This window comes from Streptomyces cinereospinus, from assembly GCF_042430725.1.
Taxonomy (GTDB): Bacteria; Actinomycetota; Actinomycetes; order Streptomycetales; family Streptomycetaceae; genus Streptomyces; species Streptomyces cinereospinus.
Genome location: NZ_JBHMCY010000084.1, coordinates 1 through 23,625, shown reverse-complemented (window position 1 = coordinate 23,625; position 23,625 = coordinate 1). Strand labels below are relative to the sequence as shown.

Sequence of the window (23,625 nt, the reverse complement as noted above, 5' to 3'; positions counted from 1 at the left end):
GTGGCCACATGGCCCAACAGGAACCGGCACGGCCTTATGTGACCTGGTCCGCACCCCTGTGCGCCTGTGTCACCATGTCGACGGCGACCTCCAGGATGGCTTCGCGCTTCTCCTCGGGGTCGCCTTCGAGTTCCCGCATCACGAACACCATCCCGGCATGCAGGGTGAACAGGGCGCTCACGCAGCGGATCTGCTCGGCCAGGGTGGCGTCCCGGTCGATGATGATGCGGAGCAGGGCCCTCATGCGCTCCTTGTACGGGTCGCCGATGCGCAACTCCCGTACCGCCGCCTGATTCTCGTGCATGAAGCGGAACAACGGCTCCGCGGCCGCGAGGTGTTCGCTGTGACGCCGTACGATCTGCTGCTTGGTCTCCACCGTGTGCGGCTGGTGGCTGCCCCACTCGATCAGCTCGTCGATCGGCCGCATCAGGTCGTCGAAGATGCTGACCAGGATCTCTTCCTTGGTCTTGAAGTGGTAGTAGAGCGCGGCCTTGGTGACGTCGAGGCGTTCGGCGATCTCCCGCAGGGAGGTCTTCTCGTACCCCTGTTCGACGAAGAGGGCCAGGGCCACGTCCTGGATGCGCTGGCGGGTGTCTCCGCGCCGCCGCTGCTTGCTGCCGTCCATCGTGCCGCCCGTCCTCGTGGGTCCGCTTTCCGGTGATCCTGGCTACTCCTGGTCAAGAAAAACTTACTTGACGCCCGGCTAGTTGGCGAGCTACGTTCCCGCTGTAACTAGCCGGGCGGCAAGTAAGTTTGGGGAACGCGGTGGACGAGGGGAAGCAACCGAGGAGCGTGCGGGTCGTCCTGCTCGCCCTCATGATCGCGATGATGCTCGCGATGCTCGACAATATGATCATCGGTACGGCGATGCCGACGATCGTGGGTGAACTGGGCGGTCTGGAGCACCTGTCCTGGGTGGTGACGTCGTACACCCTGGCGACCGCGGCCTCCACCCCGATCTGGGGCAAGCTCGGCGACATGTACGGACGCAAGGGCGTCTTCCTGAGCTCGATCGTGCTCTTCCTGATCGGCTCGGTGCTCAGCGGCATGGCCCAGGACATGGGCCAGCTGATCGCCTTCCGGGCCGTGCAGGGACTGGGCGCGGGCGGGCTGATGGTCGGCGTCATGGCCATCATCGGCGACCTGATACCGCCCCGGGAGCGCGGCAGGTACCAGGGCATGATGGCCGCCGTCATGGCGCTGGCGATGATCGGTGGCCCGCTGGTCGGCGGCACCATCACCGACCACTGGGGCTGGCGCTGGACCTTCTACATCAACCTGCCGCTCGGCGCGGTCGCGCTGGTCGCCATCAGTGCCGTACTGCACCTGCCGAAGAAGCGGTCCGAGGCCCGGATCGACTTCCTGGGCGCCGCGCTGCTGACCGTCGGCATCACCGCGATCGTGCTGGTCACCACCTGGGGCGGCACGGAGTACGCCTGGACGTCGGCGGTGATCATGGAGCTGATCGGGATCGGCGTCGCCTCGCTGGCCGGGTTCGTGTTCTGGCAGACCCGCGCCGCCGAGCCGATCCTGCCGCTGCACATCTTCCGCAGCCGTAACTTCACGCTGATGTCCTTCATCGGGTTCGTCGTCGGCTTCGTGATGTTCGGCGCGACCCTCTTCCTGCCGCTCTACCAGCAGTCGGTGCAGGGCGCGTCCGCGACCAACTCCGGACTGCTGCTGCTGCCGATGCTGGGCGCGATGCTCGTCACCTCGATGGTGGCCGGGCGGGTGACCACGCAGACCGGGCGGTACAAGGTGTTCCCGGTGGTGGGCGGCGTGCTCCTGGTCGTGGGGATGTACCTGCTGTCCCTGATGGACACCGAGACCTCGCGGCTGACGTCCGGTGTGTACATGGCCGTGCTCGGGCTCGGCATGGGCTGTCTGATGCAGATCACGATGCTGGTCGCGCAGAACAGCGTGGAGATGAAGGACATAGGCGTCGCGTCCTCCTCCAGCACCCTCTTCCGCACCCTCGGCTCCTCCTTCGGCGTCGCGATCATGGGCGCGCTCTTCAACCACCGGGTGCAGGACGTCATGGCCGAGCGGGCCGGCGCACTGGGTTCCCGGGTGACCGAGCAGTCCGCCCAGCTGGACGCCGCGAGCCTGGCCGAGCTGCCGGCGGCGGCCCGGGAGGCGTACCAGCACGCGGTGTCCGCGGGCTCGCACGGCGCGTTCCTGCTGGGCGCCGCGGTGGCCGTGGCGGCGCTGATCGCGGCGGTGTTCGTGAAGGAGGTACCGCTGAGGGGGGCGGGGCCGCAGGCGAAGGACGACGCGGGGCCCGGCGCGGCGACGGTGACGCCGGTGGGCGAGACCGTCTGAGCGGAGTGCGGCGGGCGTGGCCGTCCGTGCCGGAGCGGTGCGGGCGGCGGTGCCTGCCGGACCGGGTGCGGGGGCGGTGTCAGTGCCCCGTGTCACCATCGGCGCATGGACAGGTTGCGTCAGCTGCGGCCGGCGAAGGACGCGATGGACCGCGACTGGGCCGACCCCGCACTCGACCTGGACGTGGTCGCCGCGCACGCGCGGTACTCGCGCCACCACGTCGTCCGCGCCTTCAAGGAGGCCTACGGCGAGACACCCGGCCAGTACCTCACCCATCGCCGGATCGAACGGGCCGAGGAGTTGCTGCGCGCCGCCGACCTCACCGTCACGGAGATCTGCCACCTGGTCGGCTTCAGCAGCCTCGGCACCTTCTCGGCCCGCTTCGAGACCCGGACCGGGCTGACCCCGAGCCAGTACCGGACCCGGTACGTCGGCAGCGGCGCGGCTCCGATACCCGGCTGCTACGCGCTGCTGTGGGCCGGCGGATTCCCCTGCCGCGGGCCCGCCGGCCACGACCGCGATTCCGGAGCAGCGCCCTGAGCCGTGCCCTGCCTACGGTGACGGCACGAGCCGTTACCCGACGCGGGAGGGCAGAGCCATGATCACCGGCCTGGGCATCACCAGCATCACCACCGGATGGACCGTCGACCAGCAGCGCACCAAGGCCTTCTTCACCGAGAAGCTCGGCTCCCCGTGTCGCAGCACGACCACGCTGCGCTGCTTGGGGGCCGGCACGCGCAGGACGTCCATCAGCGGCGCACGGTCCGCGTGCTGCTCCGCGGAGTCCTCCACGCACGCCTCCGGGAGCTGCCCGGTGGGCACCTCCTCCAGCTTGCGCGCGCCCGCCACCACCCGGTCCGCGTGTTGATCACGACCCGGCGCAGGTAGGCGTCCGCCAGCCGCTGGTCGGCCATGCCGTCCCAGCGTCCGTACGTCCGGGCCGGCGCCGTCTGGAGCAGGTCCTGGGCGTCGACGGGGTCCGGGACCAGCCGGCGGGCGCTGCGCAGCAGCGCGTCCTGCCGGGTGCGGACGTACTCCTCGAACCCGAGCACCTCGCCCACGTCACCCTGCGCCATGATCAACCGCCTCCATCCCCGTTTCCCTGTAGCCGCGCCCCGCTGTCGGGCACGGAAACGAAGCTACGGAGGCGTTGTCACGAGGCTGTGCGGAGCAGCCTGCGGTGAACGCTCGGCTGTCCGTCGGTTGTGTAACGGAAGGACGGAACGGCGCAAAGTGCAGGCCTGGCGGGTCGGGCACGGGTTGATTGGGGGGTTCGAGGGAGGGCCTGCGCTGTGGCACGGCTGTGCGCCGGGGCGGCGGTGGCGCCGGGGCCGACGCCGAGCCGCCGCCGTGCGCGCCGGGTTGGCGGTGGCGCCGAGCCGCCACCGTGCGCGTCGGCGGTGGCGCCGTGCCGCCCTGTGTGCCGTGGTGGGCGGTGCCGCCGTGATCCCGTGGTGGGTCAGCCCAGCGGCAGCCGGTACAGCCCACCCGGCAGCGGCTCCACCAGGCCGTCGGCGACCAGGCCGTCCAGGGCCCGGGCGCGCTGGACCGGCTCGTGCCACACGCGGTCAAGGAGCGCCTGCGGGACGGGCGCGTGCGCCTCGCGCAGCACCGCGAGGAGCTTGCCGCGCACCTGGCGGTCCGTGCCGGCGTACGTCTGGCCTCGCCGCGGCGGGCCCTCGTGCTCCGGCTTGCCCGCCAGCCGCCACGCGCACTGCGCGGCGATCGGGCAGCGCTGGCAGCCCTCGTTCCTGGCCGTGCACACCAGCGCGCCCAGCTCCATCGAGGCGGCGGCCCAGCGGGCGGCGATCCGCTCGTCGTCCGGCAGCAGCGCCCGCGCCAGCCTGCGCTCGGCGGCCGTCGTCGCGTTGGGCGGGTACTGCACGCCGGTGACCGCGCGCGCGAACACCCGGCGGACGTTGGTGTCGAGCACGGCGTGCCGCTGCCCGTACGCGAACGACGCCACGGCCGCCGCGGTGTACTCCCCGATGCCGGGCAGCGCGAGGAGCTGCGCGTGGTCGGTCGGTACGTCGCCGCCGTGCCGTTCCGTTATGGCGACGGCCGCGCCGTGCAGGCGCAGGGCGCGGCGCGGGTAGCCGAGCCGGCCCCAGGCGCGGACGGCCTCGCCGGGGGCCTCCTTGGCGAGGTCGGCGGGGCGCGGCCAGCGGGCCAGCCACTGCTCGTAGACGGGCAGCACGCGGTTGACCGGGGTCTGCTGGAGCATGAACTCGCTGACCATCACGCCCCACGCGCCGGCCTCCGGCCGCCGCCAGGGCAGGTCGCGCGCGTGCTCGTCGAACCAGGCGATGACGGGGGAGTGGAGGTGCTCTCCGTGCGCGGAACCGGAGGGGGCCTCGGTGGGGCTGGTGCGCTGGGGCTTCGTGGGAGCAGTCATGGCACCTCCGATCCTGCCACGTCGATGCGGATCGGCCGTGCTGCGGCGGAGCGTTTCGCGGGGCGGCGGGTCATGGCCAAAGCTGCGCGGGACGCGGCCGCCCATACCGCCCGCCCGCCCTGCTCACCTCCGGCGCGCCCAACTGTCGGGCCGTCGCGCGACGTTTCCGAAATGATGATCCGGAAAAGTTGTGTTCCAGGCGGCGGGTGGCGCCGGTGAACGCATGGATCTCTCGTACAGTTTGCGCCGTGGGATCTCTGCGCAATCCGGTCGGGCCGCTTCCCTCCTCCATCTACTGGCGACGGAGGGTGATCATGCTGTCCGTGGTCGCCCTGCTGGCCCTGCTGGTCACCTGGATCGTGACCTCCGGTGGCGGCGGCGGAAGCGACAACGGCGCGAACGGCTCCGACGGCAAGAATCCCGCGCCCTCCATCACGCCGGGACCGTCCGGTTCCGGGCCCGCGATCACCGAAGCGCCGGGCGGGCGCGACGAGTCGGGCGACGAGGGCACCGGCGGCGGCGTCGGCGACGGTGGACAGGACGGGTCCGGCGACGGTACGGCGGACGGCTCCGGCACGGGCGCGGAGGACACCGGCGGCTCGGACGGATCGGACGGTTCCGGCGCCGGCGGTACGGGCGCGGTCGGCTCCGGCGCCGGTGTCGGTACGGGCGACGCGCTGCCGGCCGGGTCCTCGCTGCCCAACTGCTCTGCGAACGCGGTCACGTTGACCCTGCGCAGTGTGCGCAACGCGTACTCGCCCGACGAGACGCCCGAGTTCCGGCTGACCGCGAGGAACACCTCCGGCAGCGACTGCAAGGTCGACCTCGGGCCCAGGCGCGCGGTGCTGACGGTCACTCAGGCCGCGAGCGACGACGACACGTACTGGTCGTCGGCCGACTGCCCCAAGGGCGCCGCGAGCCTGCTGTTCCGGGTGCCGGCGGGAAGCGGCATCACCTACACCGTGGAGTGGGACCGCCGGCCGAGCGCCCCGGAGTGCGGGACGCCTCCGGCGGGGTCGGCCAAGCCGGGGACGTATCTGCTGGAGGGCAGGGCGGCCGGGTTCGGCACGCTGCGGACGTCGTTCGTGCTCGACGCCGACTAGTGCCGCGGCAGGCAACGTTCGCCCCGTCGTGACGCCCGGCACGCACTCTCGCCGCACCGGACGAAAGCCCGAGTACGTCCCGTACGAGGGCTTCCGGCCGGCACGCCGAGAGCACGCACCGGACGCCGCTCCGCCACGGGCGAACGTTGCCTGCCGCGGCGCTAGGCGGAACCCCGACCCTGCGGACGTACCGCTTCGGGTCCGATGCCTCGGATCGCCGGTGGACGTACCGTTTCGGGTCCGACGCCTCGGATGACCGGTGGACGTACCGCTCCAGATCCGACGCCTCGGATGACCGCTAGACGTACCGCTCCAGGATCGACGACTCCGCCAGCCGCGACAGACCCTCGCGCACGCTGCGCGCCCGGGCCTCGCCCACGCCGTCCACGGTCTGGAGGTCGTCCACGCTCGCGGCGAGCAGCTTCTGCAGCCCGCCGAAGTGCTCCACCAGCCGGTCGATGATGGCGCCCGGCAGCCGCGGCACCTTGGCCAGCAGCCGGAAGCCGCGCGGCGAGACCGCGGAGTCGAGGGCCTCGGGGGAGCCGGTGTAACCCAGCGCCCGCGCCACCGTGGCCAGTTCGAGCAGCTCGGCGTGGCTGAGCGCGTCCAGCTCGGCCAGCGCCTCGTCCACCGTGCGGGAGCGTTTGGCGGTGGGCTCGGGCACGTAGTCCCGCACCACCAGCTCCCGCTCGGGCTCCACGCCCGCGATCAACTCGTCCAGCTGGAGCGCGAGCAGACGTCCGTCGGTGCCCAGCTCCACCACGTACTCGGCGATCTCGGTGGCGATCCGGCGCACCATCTCCAGCCGCTGTGACACCGCCGAGACGTCCCGGACCGTCACCAGGTCCTCGATCTCCAGCGCGGACAGCGTGCCCGCGACCTCGTCCAGGCGGAGCTTGTAGCGCTCCAGGGTGGCGAGGGCCTGGTTGGCGCGGGACAGGATCGCCGCGGAGTCCTCCAGGACGCGGCGCTGGCCGTCGACGTAAAGGGCGATCAGCCGCATGGACTGGGAGACCGAGACCACCGGGAAGCCGACCTGCTTGCTGACCCGGTCGGCCGTGCGGTGCCGGGTGCCGGTCTCCTCGGTCGGGATCGTGGGGTCGGGGACCAGCTGGACGCCCGCCCGCAGAATCTTCGACAGGTCGGAGGAGAGCACGATGCCGCCGTCCAGCTTGCACAGCTCGCGCAGCCGGGTCGCGGTGAACTCGACGTCCAGGACGAATCCACCCGTGCACATGGCTTCGACGGTCTTGTCGGAGCCGAGCACGATCAGGCCGCCGGTGTTGCCGCGCAGGACCCGCTCCAGCCCGTCGCGCAGGGGTGTGCCGGGTGCCACGGCGCTCAGGGAGGCGCGCATCAGGCCATCGGAACCGGCACTCCCACCGGACTTTCCGGGAGCTGCTGCCCGGTCGTTGGCTGCCACTGCACTCCTCCGGTCGCAGGTTCTGGGGCGCTCCCGGATCCGCACTCGGTTCGTACGGACGGGCGAGACCAGGGCAAAGTCTACCGGCGGTCCTCCGCGTCCTGCGGGGCCTCTCGGCGACGGGAGCGCGGCAGCACCCTCAGGGCGTCCCCTATGTCCGCGACTTCCAGGACCTTCATACCGGCCGGAACCTTGCCAGGGTCGCCCGGTACGAGGGCGTGCGTGAAGCCCAGCCGGTGCGCCTCCGCGAGTCTGCGCTGCACGCCGGTGACCCGTCTCACCTCGCCCGCGAGGCCGACCTCACCGATCGCGACCAGGTTCTTCGGCAGCGGGGTGTCGCTGGCGGCGGAGGCCAGGGCGAGGGCGACGGCGAGGTCCGCGGCCGGTTCGGAGAGCTTCACCCCGCCGACCGTCGCGGAGTAGATGTCCCGCTTGCCCAGGGCGCTGATCCGGCCGCGCTGCTCCAGCACCGCGAGCATCATCGAGACGCGGGAGGTCTCCAGGCCGGACGTCGTACGGCGCGGGGAGGGGATCTGGGAGTCGACCGTCAGCGCCTGCACCTCGGCCACCAGCGGGCGGCGGCCCTCCAGGGTGACGGTCAGACAGGTGCCCGGGACCGGTTCGGCACGGCGGGTCAGGAAGAGTCCGCTCGGGTCGGCCAGGCCGGTGATGCCCTCGTCGTGCAGCTCGAAGCAGCCGACCTCGTCCGTCGCGCCGTAGCGGTTCTTGACGCCCCGCACGAGCCGCAGGCGCGCGTGGCGGTCGCCCTCGAAGTGCAGGACGACGTCGACCAGGTGCTCCAGGAGGCGGGGGCCCGCGATCGCGCCGTCCTTGGTGACATGACCGACCAGGAGGGTCGACATGCCGCGTTCCTTGGAGGCGCGGATCAGGGCGCCGGCCACCTCGCGGACCTGGGCCATGCCGCCGGGCGCGCCGTCGATCTCCGGGGAGGCCACCGTCTGCACCGAGTCCATGATGAGCAGCGACGGCTTCACCGCGTCCAAGTGGCCGAGCACGGCGGACAGGTCGGTCTCGGCGGCGAGGTAGAGGTGGTCGTGCAGGGCGCCGATGCGGTCGGCCCGCAGCCGGACCTGGCTGGCCGACTCCTCGCCGGTCACGTAGAGGGTGGGGTGCTCGTCGCTCGCCGACTTGGCCGCCACGTCCAGCAGCAGCGTCGACTTGCCGACGCCGGGCTCGCCCGCGAGCAGCACCACCGCACCGGGCACGAGGCCGCCGCCGAGCACCCGGTCCAGCTCGGGCACACCGGTCGAACGGGCCGTCGCCTGACGCCCGTCGACCTGCCTGATGGGCAGCGCGGACGTCGTGACGCGCCCCGGCGTCGTGGTCCGCACCGCGGGCGCGCCGTACTCCTCGATCGTCCCCCAGGCCTGGCACTCCGGGCACCGGCCGAGCCACTTGGCCGTCTGCCAGCCGCACTCGGTGCAGCGGTAGGACGGTCGGTCCTTGGAGGTCTTCGTACGGGCAGCCATGACGAAACCGTAGCCGCCGGCACTGACAGCCGGGGCCGTGGCCCCGCACACCGGCGCCTCGGGCCCCGCCCGAGCCGGGTTCCGCCCTCCAGGTTCCGCCCGAGCCGGGTTCCGCCGCTGTCCTTGTGTCGCGAAGGCCGTGGCCCGCACTTCGGCGCCCGGGACCCCGGGCCGGGCCCCGCCGCTGCCCCCTGTGTCACGCCCGGCGCCCCGGCGCCGACCCTCCCGCCCGCGCCCGCCCGCGCGCCCGCACGCGCCCCGGACCGGCCGCCCCGTCACGCAACGGCCGCTCAGGGGAGAGCCCTGTCCCCTTATGAGGGATCGTTTCACCCGTATGGATTAAAAGTGCTCAACGGGGCAGAAGCCGCCACTCCCCGCCGCCTACGGTCGCCGGGTGATGAGCAGCAGCCCGGACACCATGACCCGCACCACCGGCGCACACCGTGCCCGCCGCGAGACGCGTGACCGCGCTGCGGCGCGCACCTTGGTGCAGCGTCCGCCCGCGCGCTACGAGCCCTACGTGGACGGCCTGTTCACGTACTGCCTGTCCGTGCTGTGCGACCACGACGCGGCCACCGCCGCCCTGGGCGGGGTCCTCGCGCTCGCCGAGCGCCGCGCCCAGCGCGCCCCGCAGGCCGCCGGTGACCGCAGGGCCTGGCTGTACGCGCTGGCCCGCTGGGCGTGCCTGTGCAAGCTGGCCGAGGCCAAGCAGAAACGTCAGGCCGCCCACGCGGCCGGCCGCTCCGCCACCGAGCGCGAGCGCGGTACCCGGCCCGGCACCCCTCCCGGCACCCCTCCCGTCTCCGAGCAGGAGCAGGAACGGCGCCGCCGCGAACTCGCCCTGCTGGCCTGGCCGGAGGCCGCCGGCACCACCCCCGAGCAGCGCGAGGCGCTCGAACTGGCCGTACGCCACCAGCTGGCCGCCCACGAGGTGGCCGCCGTCCTCGGCATGGACCTGGCCGCCGCCCGCGACCTGCTCGCCTCCGCCGCCTGCGAGGTCGAACGCACCCGCGCGGCCCTCGCCGTCGTGGAGACCGGCGGGTGCCCGAGCGTCGCCCGCCTCACCGGCGACCACCGGCTGGTGCTCAGCACCGCCCTGCGCCGGGAACTGGTCCGGCACGTCGACGACTGCCCCCGCTGCCGCCGCACCGCCGAGCGCGCGCTGCCGGGGCAATGGCCCGGCGCCGACCCGACCCCCGCCCAGCTGCCCGTCCTGGAGGCGCCCCGCGCGGCGCTGCACATGGCCATGGCGCACCACCCGCGCGCGCGGGCCACCGCGCCCCGCTTCGACCGGCGCGGCTTCCCGATGGGCCCCAAGGACCGCGCCGCCCGAAGAGCCCGCCTGCGCGCGCGTGCGGTCACCACGACCGTCGTCGCCACCGTGGTGGCCGCCCCGGTACTCGCCCTGTGGTCCGCCTACCGGGGCGGGCCGGGCGACGAGGGCGGGGACGGCCGCGGGGCCACCGCCGGCCGGGACGACGGCCCCGGCGTCCTGGACGGCGAGAGAGCGAGCGGCGGCTACGAGAACGCGGGCAACGCCGGCTCCGGCGCGCGTTTCTCCATGGGCAACAGGCCGGACGTGTCCGTCGAGGTCATCAGCGTCGCCGGGGCGGGCCGCACGGGCCCGGGCCGGCTCCGGGTGGCCGCGGACAACAGCGGCGACACCACCCTCATCACCCTGACCGCCTCCGGCTCCGCCCCCGTCCGCTGGTCCGCGAGCACGAGCGCCTCCTGGCTCTACCTGAGCCGGTCCTCGGGAACCCTCCGCCCCGGCCAGACGTTGACGATCAAGGTGTACGTCGACCAGCTGCGCGAGCCGTCCGGGTACTGGAGCGCGCGGGTGGCGGTCTCACCCGCCGCGATCGTCTCCATCCAGGGGTACGGCAGCGCGGCCGCCCCGTCCGACCCCGGCCCGGGTCCCGCCCCGGACCCCCGGCCCAGCACTCCGGTCGACCCCGGTCAGCCGCCCTCTCCCGGCCCCGACCCGTCACCCACGACGCCCGCCCCGCCCGACCCCACGCCGAGCGGCCCGGCCACACCGCCCGGCCCCGAACCCACCCCCAGCGCGTCCAACCCGTCCGCCCCGGAAAGCCCGGTGCCCCCACCCGGCGATGACGGCGGCGCCCCGAACCCCGGCACGCCTTAGTACTGCAACGGTCTCGCAGTATCAGGCCCTGTCTCGCCGCTGACACGGGTTCCGGTAAGCGCTTTCGCGACGGCCGACGGGCCTGCGCGACGGCCGGCGGATCACGCAGCGGAGGCGGAGCCTGCCTCCCGTGTCAGCCGCGCATCGGTCCCGCGTCAGTCCACCGGGCCTGCGCGACGGCCGGCGGATCACGGAGGCGGAGCCCCATCCCCGCGTCAGCCGCGCACCGGCCCCGCATCGGACCCGCGTCAGTCCACCGGGCCTGCGCGACGGCCGGCGGATCACGGAGGCGGAGCCCCATCCCCGCGTCAGCCGCGCACCGGCCCCGCATCGGACCCGCGTCAGTCCACCGGGTCCGCCGGATGCGGCGCCAGCAGGGGCAGCTGCGACGCCAGCCGCTGCTCGCACAGTTCGACCAGCCGGTCGTAGCCCGCCTTGCCCATCAGCTCCGTCAGCTCCGGCCGGTAGGAGACGTACACCGGCTCCCCCGCGCCGTGCGCCGAGGTCGCCGACGTGCACCACCAGTGCAGGTCGTGGCCGCCCGGACCCCAGCCGCGACGGTCGTACTCACCGATCGAGATCTGCAGCACGCGTGTGTCGTCGGGCCGGTCGATCCAGTCGTACGTCCGCCGGATCGGCAGCTGCCAGCACACGTCCGGCTTGGTCTCCAGCGGCTCGCGGCCCTCCCGCACGGCGAGGATGTGCAGTGAGCAGCCGGCGCCGGCCGCGAATCCGGGCCGGTTCTGGAAGATGCACGACCCCTGGTAGGGCCGGGTCTGCCGGGAGCCCTCCTCGTCCTCGGAGACCCAGCCGCCGCGGGTGCCCTCGGCGTGGTTCTGCCAGATCTCCGGTGTGAGTCTCGCCACATGTTCGGCGACCCGACGCTCGTCGTCCTCGTCGGAGAAGTGGGCGCCCAGCGTGCAGCATCCGTCGTCCGCGCGGCCCGCCTGGATGCCCTGGCAGCCGCTGCCGAAGATGCAGTTCCAGCGAGAGGTCAGCCATGTCAGATCGCAGCGGAACACCTGCTCGTCGTCCGCCGGATCCGGGAACTCCACCCACGCGCGCGGGAAATCGAGGCCCTTCTCGTCGGCTGCGGCCGGGACCCGCCTCGCGCCCTTCGGCGCTTCCGCCGGCGAGAGACCCTGGGACGAACCCGCGGCCGATTCGGCCATCTTGTCTGCTTTGCCGTTCTTCGCCTTTTTCGTCTTTGGCACCCGTCCAGGGTAAGTCGCCCGCGGCCGGTCCAGGCACCGCCTCGGAGCCTGTGCACAGCGCGGCGGGCAGTAGCGTTCCGTGCATGAGACTCGGTGTCCTGGACGTGGGAAGCAATACGGTGCACCTGCTGGTGGTGGACGCACACCCCGGCGCGTGCCCGCTGCCCGCGCACTCGCACAAGGCGGAACTGCGCCTCGCCCAACTCCTCGACGAGGCCGGAGCCATCGGCCCCGAGGGCGTCGACAAGCTGATCGCCGTGATCCATGACGCGCTGCAGGCCGCCGAGGACAAGGGCGTCGAGGATCTGCTGCCGTTCGCCACCTCCGCCGTGCGCGAGGCCACCAACGCCGACGAGGTCCTCGCGCGCGTGCAGCGCGAGACCGGTGTCGCCCTCCAGGTCCTCACCGGCGCCGAGGAGGCCCGGCTCACCTTCCTCGCCGCGCGCCGCTGGTTCGGCTGGTCGTCGGGCAAGCTGCTCGTCCTGGACATCGGCGGCGGCTCCCTGGAGATCGCGTACGGCATCGACGAGGAGCCCGACGCGGCCGTCTCGCTGCCGCTCGGCGCCGGCCGGCTCACCTCCGGCTGGCTGCCCGGCGACCCGCCCGCCACCGACGAGATACGGGCGCTGCGCCGCCATGTCCGTACCGAGATCGCGCGCACCGTGGGCGAGTTCGCGCGCTTCGGCGCCCCCGACCACGTGGTCGCCACCTCCAAGACCTTCAAGCAGCTCGCCCGCATCGGCGGCGCCGCCCGCTCCACCGAGGGCCTGTACGTCCAGCGCGAACTCAAGCGGCAGTCCCTGGAGTCCTGGGTCCCCCGCCTCTCCGCCATGACCGCCGCGGAACGCGCCGAGCTCCCCGGGGTCTCCGAGGCCCGGGCGGGCCAGCTCCTCGCGGGCGCGCTGGTGGCGGAGGCCGCCATGGACCTGTTCGGGGTGGAGACGCTGGAGATCTGTCCGTGGGCTCTCAGGGAGGGCGTCATCCTGCGCCGCCTGGACCACATGGGGCCGGACGGGAACGGGCCGGGCGAGGGCTGAGGCGGGCCGGAGGCGGGGCGGAGGCGGGGCGGAGGCGGGAGCGGCGGGTCCGGGGGAGCCGGGCGCGGCTCACCGGCGCAAGATCGATCACAAGATCGACAAGACCGGCCACAGGACCGACCGAAACAGCGCCCGGGTGTCCCTTTCGGCAGTGAACAGGCCCACATCGACCCTGGCTCACGCCGCAGACCCACGTACCCTGTCCCCGTGGCAGAACCAGTCGTACGCATCCCGGATGCGAAGGTCGCTCTGTCGACGGCCTCCGTCTATCCGGAGTCGACGGCGACGGCCTTCGAGACCGCCGCGCGCCTCGGGTACGACGGGGTCGAGGTCATGGTGTGGAACGATCCCGTCAGCCAGGACATCGAGGCCCTGCGCCGGCTCAGCGACTTCCACCAGATCCCGATCCTCGCCGTGCACGCCCCCTGCCTGCTCATCACGCAGCGCGTCTGGTCCACCGACCCGTGGGCCAAGCTCCAGCGCGCCCGGGCGGCGGCCGAGAAGCTGGGCGCGAGCACGGTCGTCGTCCACCCCCCGTTCCGCTGGCAGCGCCAGTACGCGCGCGACTTCGTCGCCGGGGTCTGGCGGATGGCGCACGAGACCGATGTGCGGTTCGCCGTGGAGAACATGTACCCCTGGCGCTACCGCGACCGTGAGATGCTGGCGTACGCCCCCGAATGGGACGTCACCAAGGACGACTACCGGCACTTCACGATCGATCTCAGCCACACCGCGACCGCCCGCACCGACGCCCTGCACATGATCGACCGCATGGGCGACCGCCTCGGCCACGTCCACCTCGCCGACGGCAACGGCTCCAACAAGGACGAGCACCTGGTCCCCGGCCGCGGCACCCAGCCCTGCGCCGAGCTGCTGGAACGCCTGGCGCTGAACGGCTTCGACGGCCATGTCGTGATCGAGGTCAACACCCGCCGGGCCATGTCCAGCGCCGAGCGCGAGGCCGACCTCGCCGAGGCCCTGGCCTTCACCCGGCTCCACCTGGCCTTCACCGCGAAGGCGCCCCGGCGATGACCGGCGCGACCGCCCGCGGACGCGGCAGGCCTTCGCGTACGGAGTCCGCCGGCACCCGCGACCGCATCCTCGCCGCGGCCCGCGAGGAGTTCTCCGAGCGGGGCTACGAGAAGGCCTCCGTGCGCGGCATCGCCAACGCGGCGGGCGTGGACTCGGCGCTGGTGCACCACTACTTCGGCACCAAGGAGCAGGTCTTCCAGGAGGCGGTGGAAGCCGTCTTCGCGCCCGCGCTGAAGGCGCCGGACGTGATCTTCGAAGGGCCGGCCGAGGGGGTCGGGGAGCGGTTCGCGCGGTTCCTGCTCGGGATCTGGGAGAACCCGGTCACCCGGACGCCGCTGCTGGCCGTCGTCCGGTCCGCCGTGACCAACGAGATGGCCGCGGCCGTCTTCCGCCGGCTCGTCGCCGCCCAGCTGCTGCGCCCCGTCGCCGCCCAGCTCGGCCGGTCCGACGCCGAACTGCGCGCCGAACTGGCGGCCGCGCAGCTGGTCGGGGTAACCCTCATGCGGTACGTGATCAAGCTGGAGCCGCTGGCCTCGGCCGACATGGAAGTCATCATCAGGCGCGTCGCGCCGGTCGTACAGGAACATCTGACCGGCCCCTGACGGCCGGCGAAGGACACGCAATGGGCGGCGACGGGCGGCGACGGACGACGGGCTCGCCTGAGACACGCATCCCGCATTTCGGACACCACGTCCATCCTTTGGAGCACCGGCGTAGGCTCGTAGAGGTCAGATTTCTCCGAAGGAGCGAGCGACGATGCCCGAGCTGAGGTCCCGCACAGTCACCCACGGTCGCAACATGGCGGGCGCCCGCGCCCTTATGCGCGCCTCTGGTGTACCCGGTGCGGACATCGGCCGGAAGCCGATCATCGCCGTCGCGAACTCCTTCACCGAGTTCGTGCCGGGCCACACCCACCTCCAGCCGGTCGGCCGGATCGTCAGCGAGGCGATCCGGGAGGCGGGCGGCATCCCGCGCGAGTTCAACACGATCGCCGTCGACGACGGCATCGCGATGGGCCACGGCGGCATGCTGTACTCGCTGCCCTCCCGCGACCTGATCGCGGACAGCGTGGAGTACATGGTCGAGGCGCACTGCGCCGACGCCCTGGTCTGCATCTCCAACTGCGACAAGATCACCCCGGGCATGCTGAACGCGGCCCTGCGGCTGAACATCCCCACGGTCTTCGTCTCCGGCGGCCCCATGGAGTCCGGCCGCGCCACCCTGGTCGACGGCACGGTCCGCACCCTCGACCTGGTCGACGCGATCTCCGACGCCGTGAACGACAAGATCTCGGACGAGGACATCCTCCGCATCGAGGAGAACGCCTGTCCGACCTGCGGCTCCTGTTCCGGCATGTTCACCGCCAACTCGATGAACTGCCTGACCGAGGCCATCGGCCTGTCCCTGCCGGGCAACGGCTCGACCCTGGCCACCCACACGGCCCGCCGCGCGCTCTACGAGACCGCCGCCCGCACGGTCATGGACATCACCCGCCGCTACTACGAGCAGGACGACGACTCGGTCCTGCCGCGCAACGTCGCCACCTTCGCGGCCTTCGAGAACGCGATGGCCCTGGACATCGCGATGGGCGGCTCCACCAACACGATCCTGCACCTGCTGGCCGCCGCCCAGGAGGCCGGCGTCCCGTTCGGCCTGGAGGAGATCGACGCGGTCTCCCGCCGGGTCCCGTGCCTGGCGAAGGTCGCGCCCAACGTCGCCAAGGACCGCACCTACTACATGGAGGACGTGCACCGCGCCGGCGGCATCCCGGCCCTGCTCGGCGAGCTGCACCGCGCGGGCCTGCTCAACGAGGACGTCCACGCCGTGCACAGCCCGTCCCTGTCGGACTGGCTGAAGACCTGGGACGTGCGCGGCGGCTCCCCGTCCCCCGAGGCCGTCGAGCTGTGGCACGCGGCCCCCGGCTGCGTCCGCTCCGCCGAGGCCTTCTCCCAGTCCGAGCGCTGGGCGGCCCTGGACACCGACGCCGAGAACGGCTGCATCCGCTCCGCCGAGCACGCCTACTCCAAGGACGGCGGCCTGGCCGTCCTCAGGGGCAACCTGGCGGTCGACGGCTGCGTCGTGAAGACGGCCGGTGTCGACGAGTCGATCTGGACCTTCGAGGGCCCGGCGGTCGTCTGCGAGTCGCAGGAGGAGGCCGTCGAGAAGATCCTCAACAAGCAGGTCACCGACGGCGACGTGGTCGTCATCCGCTACGAGGGCCCCAAGGGCGGCCCCGGCATGCAGGAGATGCTCTACCCGACGTCCTTCCTCAAGGGCCGCGGCCTCGGCAAGACCTGCGCGCTGGTCACCGACGGCCGCTTCTCCGGCGGCACCTCCGGCCTGTCCATCGGCCACGCCTCTCCCGAGGCGGCCTCCGGCGGCACCATCGCGCTCGTCGAGGACGGTGACCGCATCCGCATCGACATCCCGAACCGCTCGATCGAGCTGCTCGTCGACGACGCGGTACTGGCACGGCGCGAGCAGGCGTTGAACGGGGCGTACGCCCCCAGGAACCGCGAGCGCAAGGTCTCCGCCGCGCTGCGCGCCTACGCCGCGATGGCGACCAGCGCGGACAAGGGCGCGGTCCGGGACGTCACCAAGCTGGGCTGACCCGGCGACAGAGGAGGGGCCGCCCCGGACGGGCGGCCCCTTTCGCGTGCCGGGGATGGGGCGGGGTGCCGGTGCGAAGGGCTGGGTCGGTGTCTCGTCCGCCGTCCGCCGTCCGCCGTCCGCCGTCCGCCGTCCGCCGTCCGCCGTCCGCCGCCCGCTGTCTGCCGGGTGCGGGGTGCGGGGCGAGGGGCGAGGGGTGCGGGGTGCCGTCCGCTGTCTGCGGGGTGCGGGGTGCGGGGTGCCGTCCGCTGTCTGCCGGGTGCGGGGTGCGGGGTGCCGGGTGCGCGGGATGTCGGATGCCGGGCGAGAAGTGCCGAGCGAGGTGTCCCAGGGACGGGGTGTCCGATGCCGGGGACCGGGCCAGGGGCGCCGGGCGCCGGGTGCGCGGGGCGTCAGGCGCCGGACGCGGAGTGCCGGACGCCGGACACCGCACGCGGCCGGCTCACCACCCCGCCACCCGCCCCCCGTCCACCGCGAACAGCACCCCGTCCGGCGCCCCCGCGAACACCTTCCCGTCCGCCGCGACCGGCAGCGGCAGCCCGGACACCACCGACCCCCGCGCCGCCCCCGGCCGTGCGTCCGTCTGCCCCAGCACCTCCCCCCGCGCGACGTCGACGGCGACGACCCGCCCGTCCCCCGCGCTGAAGTACAGCCGCTGCCCGGCCACCACCGGCGCCGACGGGAAACTGACGGACGTCTCCAGCCGCCACAGCTGCTCCGACGCCCCGGTGTCCACCGCCGTCAGCGCACCGTCGGCACCCAGCAGACACACCGCGTCCCGCGCCACGACCGCCTGCGCCCCCGCCACCGGGAAACGCAGGGCGACCCGGCGCCGGCTGTCCCGCGCGGCGTCGTACCGCACGACGGCGTCCGTGTCCGCGTACGACGTGGACGTCGACGTGAACCACAGCACGCTCTCCCGCGCGCCCACCAGCGTCAGCGCCCCCGCCAGCCGTCGCTGCCAGCGCGCGTCCCCGGTCTCCGGGTCCATCGCGGTCACCCGCGTCCCCGTGCCGTCCGCGTCGACGGCGTACGCGACCCGCCCGCCGTACGACTGGAACACCGGCTCGGTGAGCCCGGCGATCCGGTGCCGCCACTTCCGCTCGCCGGTGGCCGCGTCCAGCGCGGTGACCGTCGAGTCGGCGCCGGTGACCAGCACCACCCCGCCGACGTGCGCGATCCGGCCGTCGTAAGGGGCGATGTCGAGGCTCCAGCGGGTCTCGCCGGTCGCCGGGTCGAGCGCGGTGAGGCGCCGGCTGCCCTCCGAGACGACGTGCAGCAGGCCGCCCGCGAGCACGGGCGGCTGCACGTTCCCGTCGGTGGTCCGGCCCGCGCCCGCCCGCGCCCACAACATCTCCCCGTCGAGCGGATCGACGGCGGCGGCCAGGACACCGGGACGCGTGCAGTACAGCGTGCCGCTCCCGTACGCGCACTGCGGCATCCCGCTCGCCTCGGCGCCCCGCGCGGTGAGCTCGACGTCCCAGGCCCGGAACCGCTGGGCCTGCGGCGGCCCGTCGGCCGCCCGCGGCTCCCCGGTGCCGGCCGACACCAGGACCCCGGCCGCGACGGCGAGCGCGGCGGCCCCGGCGGCGACCGCCCACCACCGTCGCCGCCCGGGCCGGCCCTCGGCCGGTACGTCCGGGGCGGCGGTGTCCGGCGCGGCGGGCACCCGGCGCCGGTGGGTGGGCAGGTCACCGCCGGAAAGCCCGCCGGGGGACGCCGACGACCGCTCGCCGGCGCGCTGCTCGGGTATGAGGGGCTCGGGTACGAAGGGCGGGGAGACGAGGGGGTCGGACACGAAGGACTGGGTGTCGTACGACGCCGACAGCGACCGCAGCTCCGCCATCAGCTCGTCCGGGGTGGGCCGGTCCTGCGGCTCCTTGGCCAGACAACGGGCGACGAGCGGCACGAGTTCCCGCGGCACCCCCGTCAAGTCCGCCTCCTCGTGCACGACCTGATACGCCACCAGGTACGGGCTGTCCGAGTCGAACGGCCCGCTGCCCGTCGCCGCGTGCACGATGAGCGACCCGAGCGCGAACACGTCGGCGGCCGGCCCCACGTCCCGGGGCCTGCGGAACTGCTCCGGCGCCATGAACGGCGGCGTGCCGATCAGCTTGCCGGTCTCGGTACGCAGTTCACTGTCCGAGGGCCGGGAGATGCCGAAGTCGATGACTTTCGGCCCGTCCTCGGCGAGCAGCACATTGCTGGGCTTGAGGTCGCGGTGCACCACCCCGACCCGATGGATGTCCCGCAGTGCCTCCGCCAGCCCCGCCATCAACTGCCGCAACCGGGCAGCGGGCAGAGCGCCGTTCCGCTTCACATACGCCGAGAGGGTCGGACCGGGGATGTAGAGCGTCGCCATCCACGGCCGCCCGGCATCCGGATCGGCGTCGACGACGGGCGCGGTGAACGCGCCGCTGACCCGCCGGGCCGCCGTGACCTCCTGCCGGAACCGGCCTCGGAACTCGGGATCCTGCGCGAACTGCGCGTGCACGACCTTCACGGCCAGCCGCAGCCCCGAGGCCGACCGCGCCAGATGGACCACGCCCATGCCGCCGGCCCCGAGCTGTGCCTCCAGCAGATACTGCCCGGCGTACCGCTGCGATTCCGCTTCCGGGTCCGTACCGGGGTTGCGCCATGGCGGCATCTCTCACCCCCGGGTGTCCGTCCGCACGCGCGACGCGCTGAGCCTAGTCGATGCTGCGTGCGAAACCCCTGGGGCTTGCTAGCCTCGGTGCGCCACGCCATTTTGGCGTGAACCGTTCACAGGCATCCAAACGGGGGGAGGCCGACATGGCCACGGAGAACACCGAGTCGGCGGAGCCGGGCGAGCAGGAGACGGCACTGACGGCTGCGGTTACGGCGGAGGCGACCGCGACGGCCGCCTCGACGGGGACCGCCACCGAGGAGGCGCCCGCGTCGGCGGAGGCCGAAGCGGAGGCGCCGGACGCCACCGCGACGGCCACGACGCTGGTCCGCGCCTACCCGGTCGCCCCCGGCGTCCGGCTCAACGTCCGCAGCGGTCCCGGCACCTCCTACCGCATCGTCCGCGTCCTGCCCGAGGGCACCACCGTCCCGATCTACTGCCAGCGCCCCGGCGACACCGTCACCGGCCCCTACGGCACCACCAACCTCTGGGACTGCATCGCCAACTCCCAGTACGTCTCCGACGCCTACGTCAGGACCGGCACCGACGGCTACGTCGCCCCCCGCTGCTCCTGACCACGCGCTGGGGCCCGTCGCGGACCGGGGCGACAATCGACCCGTGAGCGACCACCAGAACGGCACCCCGGACCAGCCCACGGGCGGCGGGCCCCGCCCCGAACCCCTGCGCTTCTTCGGCACGACCTGGGTCGGCCGCGACTCCGGCTACACGGCCCGCCGCATCGCCGTGTCCGCCGGCTCCCTCGCCGCGGCCACCGCCGCCTGCCTGGTGCTCCGCTTCGCCTACGAGGGCATCCAGCTCGCCGAGACGGGCGTCTTCGTCCCCCTCCTGGTCGTCGTCATGTTCGCGGTCTGCAGCCCGCTCGCCTTCCGGCACACCTGGGAGGGGTTCACCAGGCGCCACGACCCCGATCGCCAGTCCTCCCTCCGCTCCCTCCTCACCATCGGCTTCGTCGGCTCCCTCCTCGCCTACTTCTGCCGCTCCCTGACCGAGGCCCCGGCGAGAAACTCCCCCGCGCCGAGTACGAAGCGGCCCTCGCCGAGCACCGCAAGCGCACCGCCCGCCGCACCGGCAACCCCGCGAAAAGGCCCCGCCGCGCCTGATCCCCGGACACGCGGACAGCCGGCCCCGCACCCGCACCCCACAGCCACCCGGCCGACGAGCACGCCCTTCCTCTCCCACCCCATCGCGCAAGTGTCCGGCCGCCGGCCCGCGTACGGCGGTCACCGACACCGCCCCGGCACCACCACCGCCCTGACGCCCGGCGGGGGTGCCGACGTATTCGCCGTCGACCCCGGGAACGGCCCCTCCGGCACCACCCTCCCGCACACCCCGATCCACCCCCTCACCCGCGCCGCACCACCCCCCTTGACGTCACCCAGCCTCTTCACCCCACGCGACACCATGCACCCCGTCTCTTGGAGGCGATCTCCAACGGCCTCCCCATGTCCCACGCCGTCGACGGCATGAACGAAGTCCTCCAGCACACCGACTGACGGCCGACTTCGTCCGCGACGTCCTGATCGCCGCGGGCTGCGCCCTGCCGGTCCTCACCCTCGGCGCGGCGACGCCGCGCCGCCGCACCACCTGACCCACCGGGCGCCCGCGCACATCCCGCCCACCGGACAACCGAGCCCGGTGCCCACACCCGGTGCGAGGATGAACCCGGACGACGCACCCACCGGAGGGCCCCGCACCATGACCCAGAAAGTCGCAGTCCTCGGCACCGGCAAGATCGGCGAAGCCCTGCTCAGCGGAATGATCCGCGGCGGCTGGACCCCCGCCGATCTCCTGGTGACCGCCCGCCGCCCGGAGCGGGCCGAGGAACTCCGCACCCGCTACGGAGTCACCCCGGTCGGCAACCCGGAAGCCGCGAAGACCGCCGACACCCTCATCCTCACGGTGAAGCCGCAGGACATGGGCACCCTCCTGGACGAACTCGCCCCGCACGTCCCCGCCGACCGCCTCGTCATCAGCGGCATGGCGGGCATCACCACCTCCTCCCTGGAGGCACGCCTCGCCGCCGGCACCCCGGTCGTCCGCGTCATGACGAACACCCCCGCCCTCGTCGACGAGGCCATGTCCGTCATCTCCGCCGGCACCCACGCCAGCGAAGCCGACCTCTCCCACACCGAGGAGATCTTCGGTTCCGTCGGCAAGACACTGCGCGTCCCCGAGTCCCAGCAGGACGCCTGCACCGCCCTCTCCGGCTCCGGCCCGGCGTACTTCTTCTACCTGGTCGAAGCCATGACCGACGCCGGCATCCTGCTCGGCCTGCCCCGGGACAAGGCGCACGACCTGATCGTCCAGTCCGCGATCGGCGCGGCCACCATGCTCCGCGACAGCGGCGAGCACCCGGTCAAGCTCCGCGAGAACGTCACCTCCCCCGCCGGCACCACCATCAACGCCATCCGCGAACTCGAGAACCACGGCGTACGGGCCGCCCTCATCGCCGCCCTCGAAGCCGCCCGCGACCGCAGCCGCCAGCTCGCCGCCGGCATCAACACCTGACCCCGCCCGAGGTCACCCGTCCCCGTGTCGGCCAGGGCGGCGAGGCCACGACGCGCCGCCACCGCGCATCGTGCCTCGCCGCCGGCTCACACCCCTACCGGGCCGTGTTCAGCACAGCCGCCACGCCGGCGCCCGCTTCCTCCGTGTCCGAGGAAGCCGGCAGCAATCCGATCGCGCGATACGCCGCATCCACGGTCGGCCGCGCCATCGCCCGTGCCCGCTCCGCACCATCCCGCAGCACTCCCTCCACATAGCCGGGATCCGCACACAGCTCCTTGTGCCTCGCCTGCACGGGCCTCAGGACCTCCACCACCGCCTCCGCGGTGTCCTTCTTCAAGGCGCCGTACGACTCATACACACCGCCCAGGTCCGATGGGTTCCCACCCGTGCACGCCGCCAGGATCTCCAGCAGATTCGCGACCCCCGGCCGCCCCGCCCGGTCGTACACGACGTCCCGCCCGCTGTCGGTGACCGCCCGCATGACCTTCTTGCGCACCACGTCCGGCTCATCGAGCACATAGACGATCCCCGGCCCGAAGTCGTCGCTCTTGCCCATCTTCGACGCCGGCTCCTTAAGGTTCATCACCCGCGCCGCCACCTCCGGATGCGTGGCCCGGGGCACCACGAACGTGTGCCCGTACCGCTGGTTGAACCGCACCGCCAGATCCCGCGCCAGCTCCACGTGCTGCGTCTGGTCGTCGCCCACCGGCACCTCGTCGGTCCGGTACGCCAGGATGTCGGCCGCCATCAGCACGGGATACGTCAACAAGGACAGCCGCACACTCCCGCCCCGCGCCCGCTCCAGCCCGGCCTTCTCCCGGTACTGGATCATCCGCCGCATCTCACCGTCGGTCGCCACGCACTCCAGCAGGTACGACAGCCGCGCGTGCTCGTCGACATGGCTCTGCACGAAGACGGTGCACCGCTCGGGATCCAGCCCCGCCGCCAGCAGCACCGTCGCCGCCTGCCGGCTCAGCCTGCGCACCCGCGCCGGATCGTGCTCCACGGTGAGCGCGTGCAGATCGACGATGCAGAACAGCGCCTCCGCCCGATGCTGATCCACCCCGACCCACCGCCGCATGGCCCCGAGGTAGTTCCCGAGCGTCAGATGCCCGGTCGGCTTGACCCCGCTGAAGACCCGCGTCATCTCTCCACCTCCTGGTCGAGGCCGCCGCACCGGCCGGCCGACCCTCCCGGAGGGAGATACGAGAACGGCCGCCGAGGCGGCGGCCGTTGAGTGCATACGTGCGTCCGGCCGCCGTCAGGCGGCCCACCACAGATGAGTACACGTATGCGCAGTCACGTCCTCAGACTACGCCCGCGAGGTGCGGTCGGGGGCCCGAGTTGACACGCCCCAGGCCAGTCCGTAGTGTGCTCCGAGTTGTCCGACGTGAGCGCCGACTCCGGTCGGTCCCCGGACGGCCATTCCGCAAGTACCAGCCACTCTCGACGAGCAGTCGATCCGTCGCCTGCTGTCGTGCCGTTGGTATGTGTATTTATGGAATGAGGAATCCGCGCCCGAAAGGACGCAGCCCCCGATTAGCTCGGGAGCGAGGAATCCGCTAAAGTCTCACCCGTCGGAACGGCCCAACGGCCGGGAAGACGCACCCCGCTGACTGGGGATCAGGCCGAAAAGGTTCTGATAGAGTCGGAAGCGCCGGAAAGGGAAACGCGAGA

The 23,625-nt window shown here is 73.0% G+C and carries 17 protein-coding genes and 3 pseudogenes; 12 read left to right on the top strand and 8 right to left on the bottom strand.

Annotated elements, in window-relative coordinates; translation table 11 throughout:
- Positions 1-34: 34 nt before the first annotated feature.
- Positions 35-625, bottom strand: a complete 591-nt coding sequence (locus ACFF45_RS30710; RefSeq protein WP_381350035.1) for a TetR/AcrR family transcriptional regulator — start codon at positions 623-625, stop codon at positions 35-37.
- 140 nt (positions 626-765) lie between these two features.
- Here ACFF45_RS30710 and ACFF45_RS30705 point away from each other — a divergent pair, with 140 nt between their 5' ends.
- Together ACFF45_RS30705 and ACFF45_RS30700 are read left to right on the top strand one after the other, a co-directional pair.
- Positions 766-2,322 (top strand): MDR family MFS transporter, encoded by a 1,557-nt coding sequence (locus ACFF45_RS30705; RefSeq protein WP_381350034.1) that lies wholly within the window; start codon positions 766-768, stop codon positions 2,320-2,322.
- A gap of 105 nt (positions 2,323-2,427) precedes the next feature.
- Positions 2,428-2,862, top strand: a complete 435-nt coding sequence (locus ACFF45_RS30700; protein ID WP_381350032.1) for a helix-turn-helix transcriptional regulator — start codon at positions 2,428-2,430, stop codon at positions 2,860-2,862.
- A gap of 102 nt (positions 2,863-2,964) precedes the next feature.
- Here ACFF45_RS30700 and ACFF45_RS30695 read toward each other — a convergent pair.
- Positions 2,965-3,398: pseudogene (locus tag ACFF45_RS30695) on the bottom strand (SigE family RNA polymerase sigma factor); the annotation flags it as partial.
- Positions 3,399-3,781: 383 nt separating this feature from the next.
- On the bottom strand, positions 3,782-4,717 hold the full coding sequence (locus ACFF45_RS30690; RefSeq protein ID WP_381350031.1) for an HhH-GPD family protein: 936 nt from the start codon (positions 4,715-4,717) through the stop codon (positions 3,782-3,784).
- Positions 4,718-4,965: 248 nt separating this feature from the next.
- Between ACFF45_RS30690 and ACFF45_RS30685 the strand changes: the two genes are divergently transcribed.
- Positions 4,966-5,820 carry a hypothetical protein gene (locus tag ACFF45_RS30685; RefSeq protein ID WP_381350030.1) on the top strand — a complete coding sequence of 285 codons (855 nt, stop codon included), beginning with the start codon at positions 4,966-4,968 and terminating at the stop codon, positions 5,818-5,820.
- 298 nt (positions 5,821-6,118) lie between these two features.
- On the opposite strand, the gene disA is transcribed toward ACFF45_RS30685, so the two are convergent.
- Both disA and radA read right to left on the bottom strand, forming a co-directional pair.
- A complete protein-coding gene (gene disA / locus ACFF45_RS30680; protein WP_381350028.1) occupies positions 6,119-7,243 on the bottom strand; it encodes a DNA integrity scanning diadenylate cyclase DisA in 1,125 nt (374 codons plus the stop codon).
- 80 nt (positions 7,244-7,323) lie between these two features.
- Positions 7,324-8,733, bottom strand: a complete 1,410-nt coding sequence (radA, locus tag ACFF45_RS30675) for a DNA repair protein RadA (protein WP_381350027.1) — start codon at positions 8,731-8,733, stop codon at positions 7,324-7,326.
- A 394-nt stretch (positions 8,734-9,127) separates the two neighbouring features.
- Between radA and ACFF45_RS30670 the strand changes: the two genes are divergently transcribed.
- The gene (locus ACFF45_RS30670; protein WP_381350026.1) at positions 9,128-10,879 is read left to right on the top strand and encodes a BACON domain-containing protein; all 1,752 of its coding nucleotides are present in this window, start codon (positions 9,128-9,130) and stop codon (positions 10,877-10,879) included.
- A 341-nt stretch (positions 10,880-11,220) separates the two neighbouring features.
- On the opposite strand, the gene ACFF45_RS30665 is transcribed toward ACFF45_RS30670, so the two are convergent.
- Positions 11,221-12,093 (bottom strand): DUF3109 family protein, encoded by an 873-nt coding sequence (locus tag ACFF45_RS30665; RefSeq protein WP_381350025.1) that lies wholly within the window; start codon positions 12,091-12,093, stop codon positions 11,221-11,223.
- A gap of 83 nt (positions 12,094-12,176) precedes the next feature.
- Here ACFF45_RS30665 and ACFF45_RS30660 point away from each other — a divergent pair, with 83 nt between their 5' ends.
- The 4 genes from ACFF45_RS30660 (at position 12,177) to ilvD (ending at position 16,772) form a co-directional block, all read left to right on the top strand.
- On the top strand, positions 12,177-13,130 hold the full coding sequence (locus ACFF45_RS30660; protein ID WP_381350024.1) for a Ppx/GppA family phosphatase: 954 nt from the start codon (positions 12,177-12,179) through the stop codon (positions 13,128-13,130).
- Between the two features lie 207 nt (positions 13,131-13,337).
- The gene (locus ACFF45_RS30655) at positions 13,338-14,162 is read left to right on the top strand and encodes a sugar phosphate isomerase/epimerase family protein (protein ID WP_381350023.1); all 825 of its coding nucleotides are present in this window, start codon (positions 13,338-13,340) and stop codon (positions 14,160-14,162) included.
- Positions 14,159-14,764, top strand: coding sequence for a TetR/AcrR family transcriptional regulator (locus ACFF45_RS30650; RefSeq protein WP_381350021.1), 606 nt, complete (start codon positions 14,159-14,161; stop codon positions 14,762-14,764). Before ACFF45_RS30655 ends, ACFF45_RS30650 begins: the two co-directional genes overlap by 4 nt.
- Positions 14,765-14,918: 154 nt before the next feature.
- The gene (ilvD, locus tag ACFF45_RS30645; protein ID WP_381350020.1) at positions 14,919-16,772 is read left to right on the top strand and encodes a dihydroxy-acid dehydratase; all 1,854 of its coding nucleotides are present in this window, start codon (positions 14,919-14,921) and stop codon (positions 16,770-16,772) included.
- Between the two features lie 442 nt (positions 16,773-17,214).
- On the opposite strand, the gene ACFF45_RS30640 is transcribed toward ilvD, so the two are convergent.
- Positions 17,215-19,419 (bottom strand): serine/threonine-protein kinase, encoded by a 2,205-nt coding sequence (locus ACFF45_RS30640; RefSeq protein WP_381350019.1) that lies wholly within the window; start codon positions 19,417-19,419, stop codon positions 17,215-17,217.
- A gap of 146 nt (positions 19,420-19,565) precedes the next feature.
- On the opposite strand from ACFF45_RS30640, the gene ACFF45_RS30635 reads away from it, so the two are divergent.
- From ACFF45_RS30635 to proC, 4 genes and pseudogenes are all read left to right on the top strand, one after another.
- Entirely contained in the window at positions 19,566-19,994 is a 429-nt protein-coding gene (locus tag ACFF45_RS30635; protein ID WP_381350017.1) for an SH3 domain-containing protein, read from the top strand.
- A 43-nt stretch (positions 19,995-20,037) separates the two neighbouring features.
- A pseudogene (locus ACFF45_RS30630) lies at positions 20,038-20,540 on the top strand (EamA/RhaT family transporter).
- A gap of 274 nt (positions 20,541-20,814) precedes the next feature.
- Positions 20,815-21,028, top strand: a pseudogene (locus tag ACFF45_RS30625) (ABC transporter permease); the annotation flags it as partial.
- Between the two features lie 107 nt (positions 21,029-21,135).
- A complete protein-coding gene (proC, locus tag ACFF45_RS30620; protein WP_381350015.1) occupies positions 21,136-21,948 on the top strand; it encodes a pyrroline-5-carboxylate reductase in 813 nt (270 codons plus the stop codon).
- Between the two features lie 94 nt (positions 21,949-22,042).
- On the opposite strand, the gene trpS is transcribed toward proC, so the two are convergent.
- On the bottom strand, positions 22,043-23,095 hold the full coding sequence (gene trpS, locus ACFF45_RS30615) for a tryptophan--tRNA ligase (protein WP_381350014.1): 1,053 nt from the start codon (positions 23,093-23,095) through the stop codon (positions 22,043-22,045).
- Between the last annotated feature and the right edge of the window lie 530 nt (positions 23,096-23,625).

Excerpts from the sequence above, each read along its gene's own strand:
- ACFF45_RS30710 (WP_381350035.1), bottom strand. The coding sequence starts at position 625 with ATGGACGGCAGCAAGCAGCGGCGGCGCGGAGACACCCGCCAGCGCATC.
- ACFF45_RS30700 (WP_381350032.1), top strand. The coding sequence starts at position 2,428 with ATGGACAGGTTGCGTCAGCTGCGGCCGGCGAAGGACGCGATGGACCGC.
- ACFF45_RS30690 (WP_381350031.1), bottom strand. The coding sequence starts at position 4,717 with ATGACTGCTCCCACGAAGCCCCAGCGCACCAGCCCCACCGAGGCCCCC.
- radA (WP_381350027.1), bottom strand. The coding sequence starts at position 8,733 with ATGGCTGCCCGTACGAAGACCTCCAAGGACCGACCGTCCTACCGCTGC.
- ACFF45_RS30660 (WP_381350024.1), top strand. The coding sequence starts at position 12,177 with ATGAGACTCGGTGTCCTGGACGTGGGAAGCAATACGGTGCACCTGCTG.
- ACFF45_RS30650 (WP_381350021.1), top strand. The coding sequence starts at position 14,159 with ATGACCGGCGCGACCGCCCGCGGACGCGGCAGGCCTTCGCGTACGGAG.
- ilvD (WP_381350020.1), top strand. The coding sequence starts at position 14,919 with ATGCCCGAGCTGAGGTCCCGCACAGTCACCCACGGTCGCAACATGGCG.
- ACFF45_RS30640 (WP_381350019.1), bottom strand. The coding sequence starts at position 19,419 with ATGCCGCCATGGCGCAACCCCGGTACGGACCCGGAAGCGGAATCGCAG.
- ACFF45_RS30635 (WP_381350017.1), top strand. The coding sequence starts at position 19,566 with ATGGCCACGGAGAACACCGAGTCGGCGGAGCCGGGCGAGCAGGAGACG.
- proC (WP_381350015.1), top strand. The coding sequence starts at position 21,136 with ATGACCCAGAAAGTCGCAGTCCTCGGCACCGGCAAGATCGGCGAAGCC.
- trpS (WP_381350014.1), bottom strand. The coding sequence starts at position 23,095 with ATGACGCGGGTCTTCAGCGGGGTCAAGCCGACCGGGCATCTGACGCTC.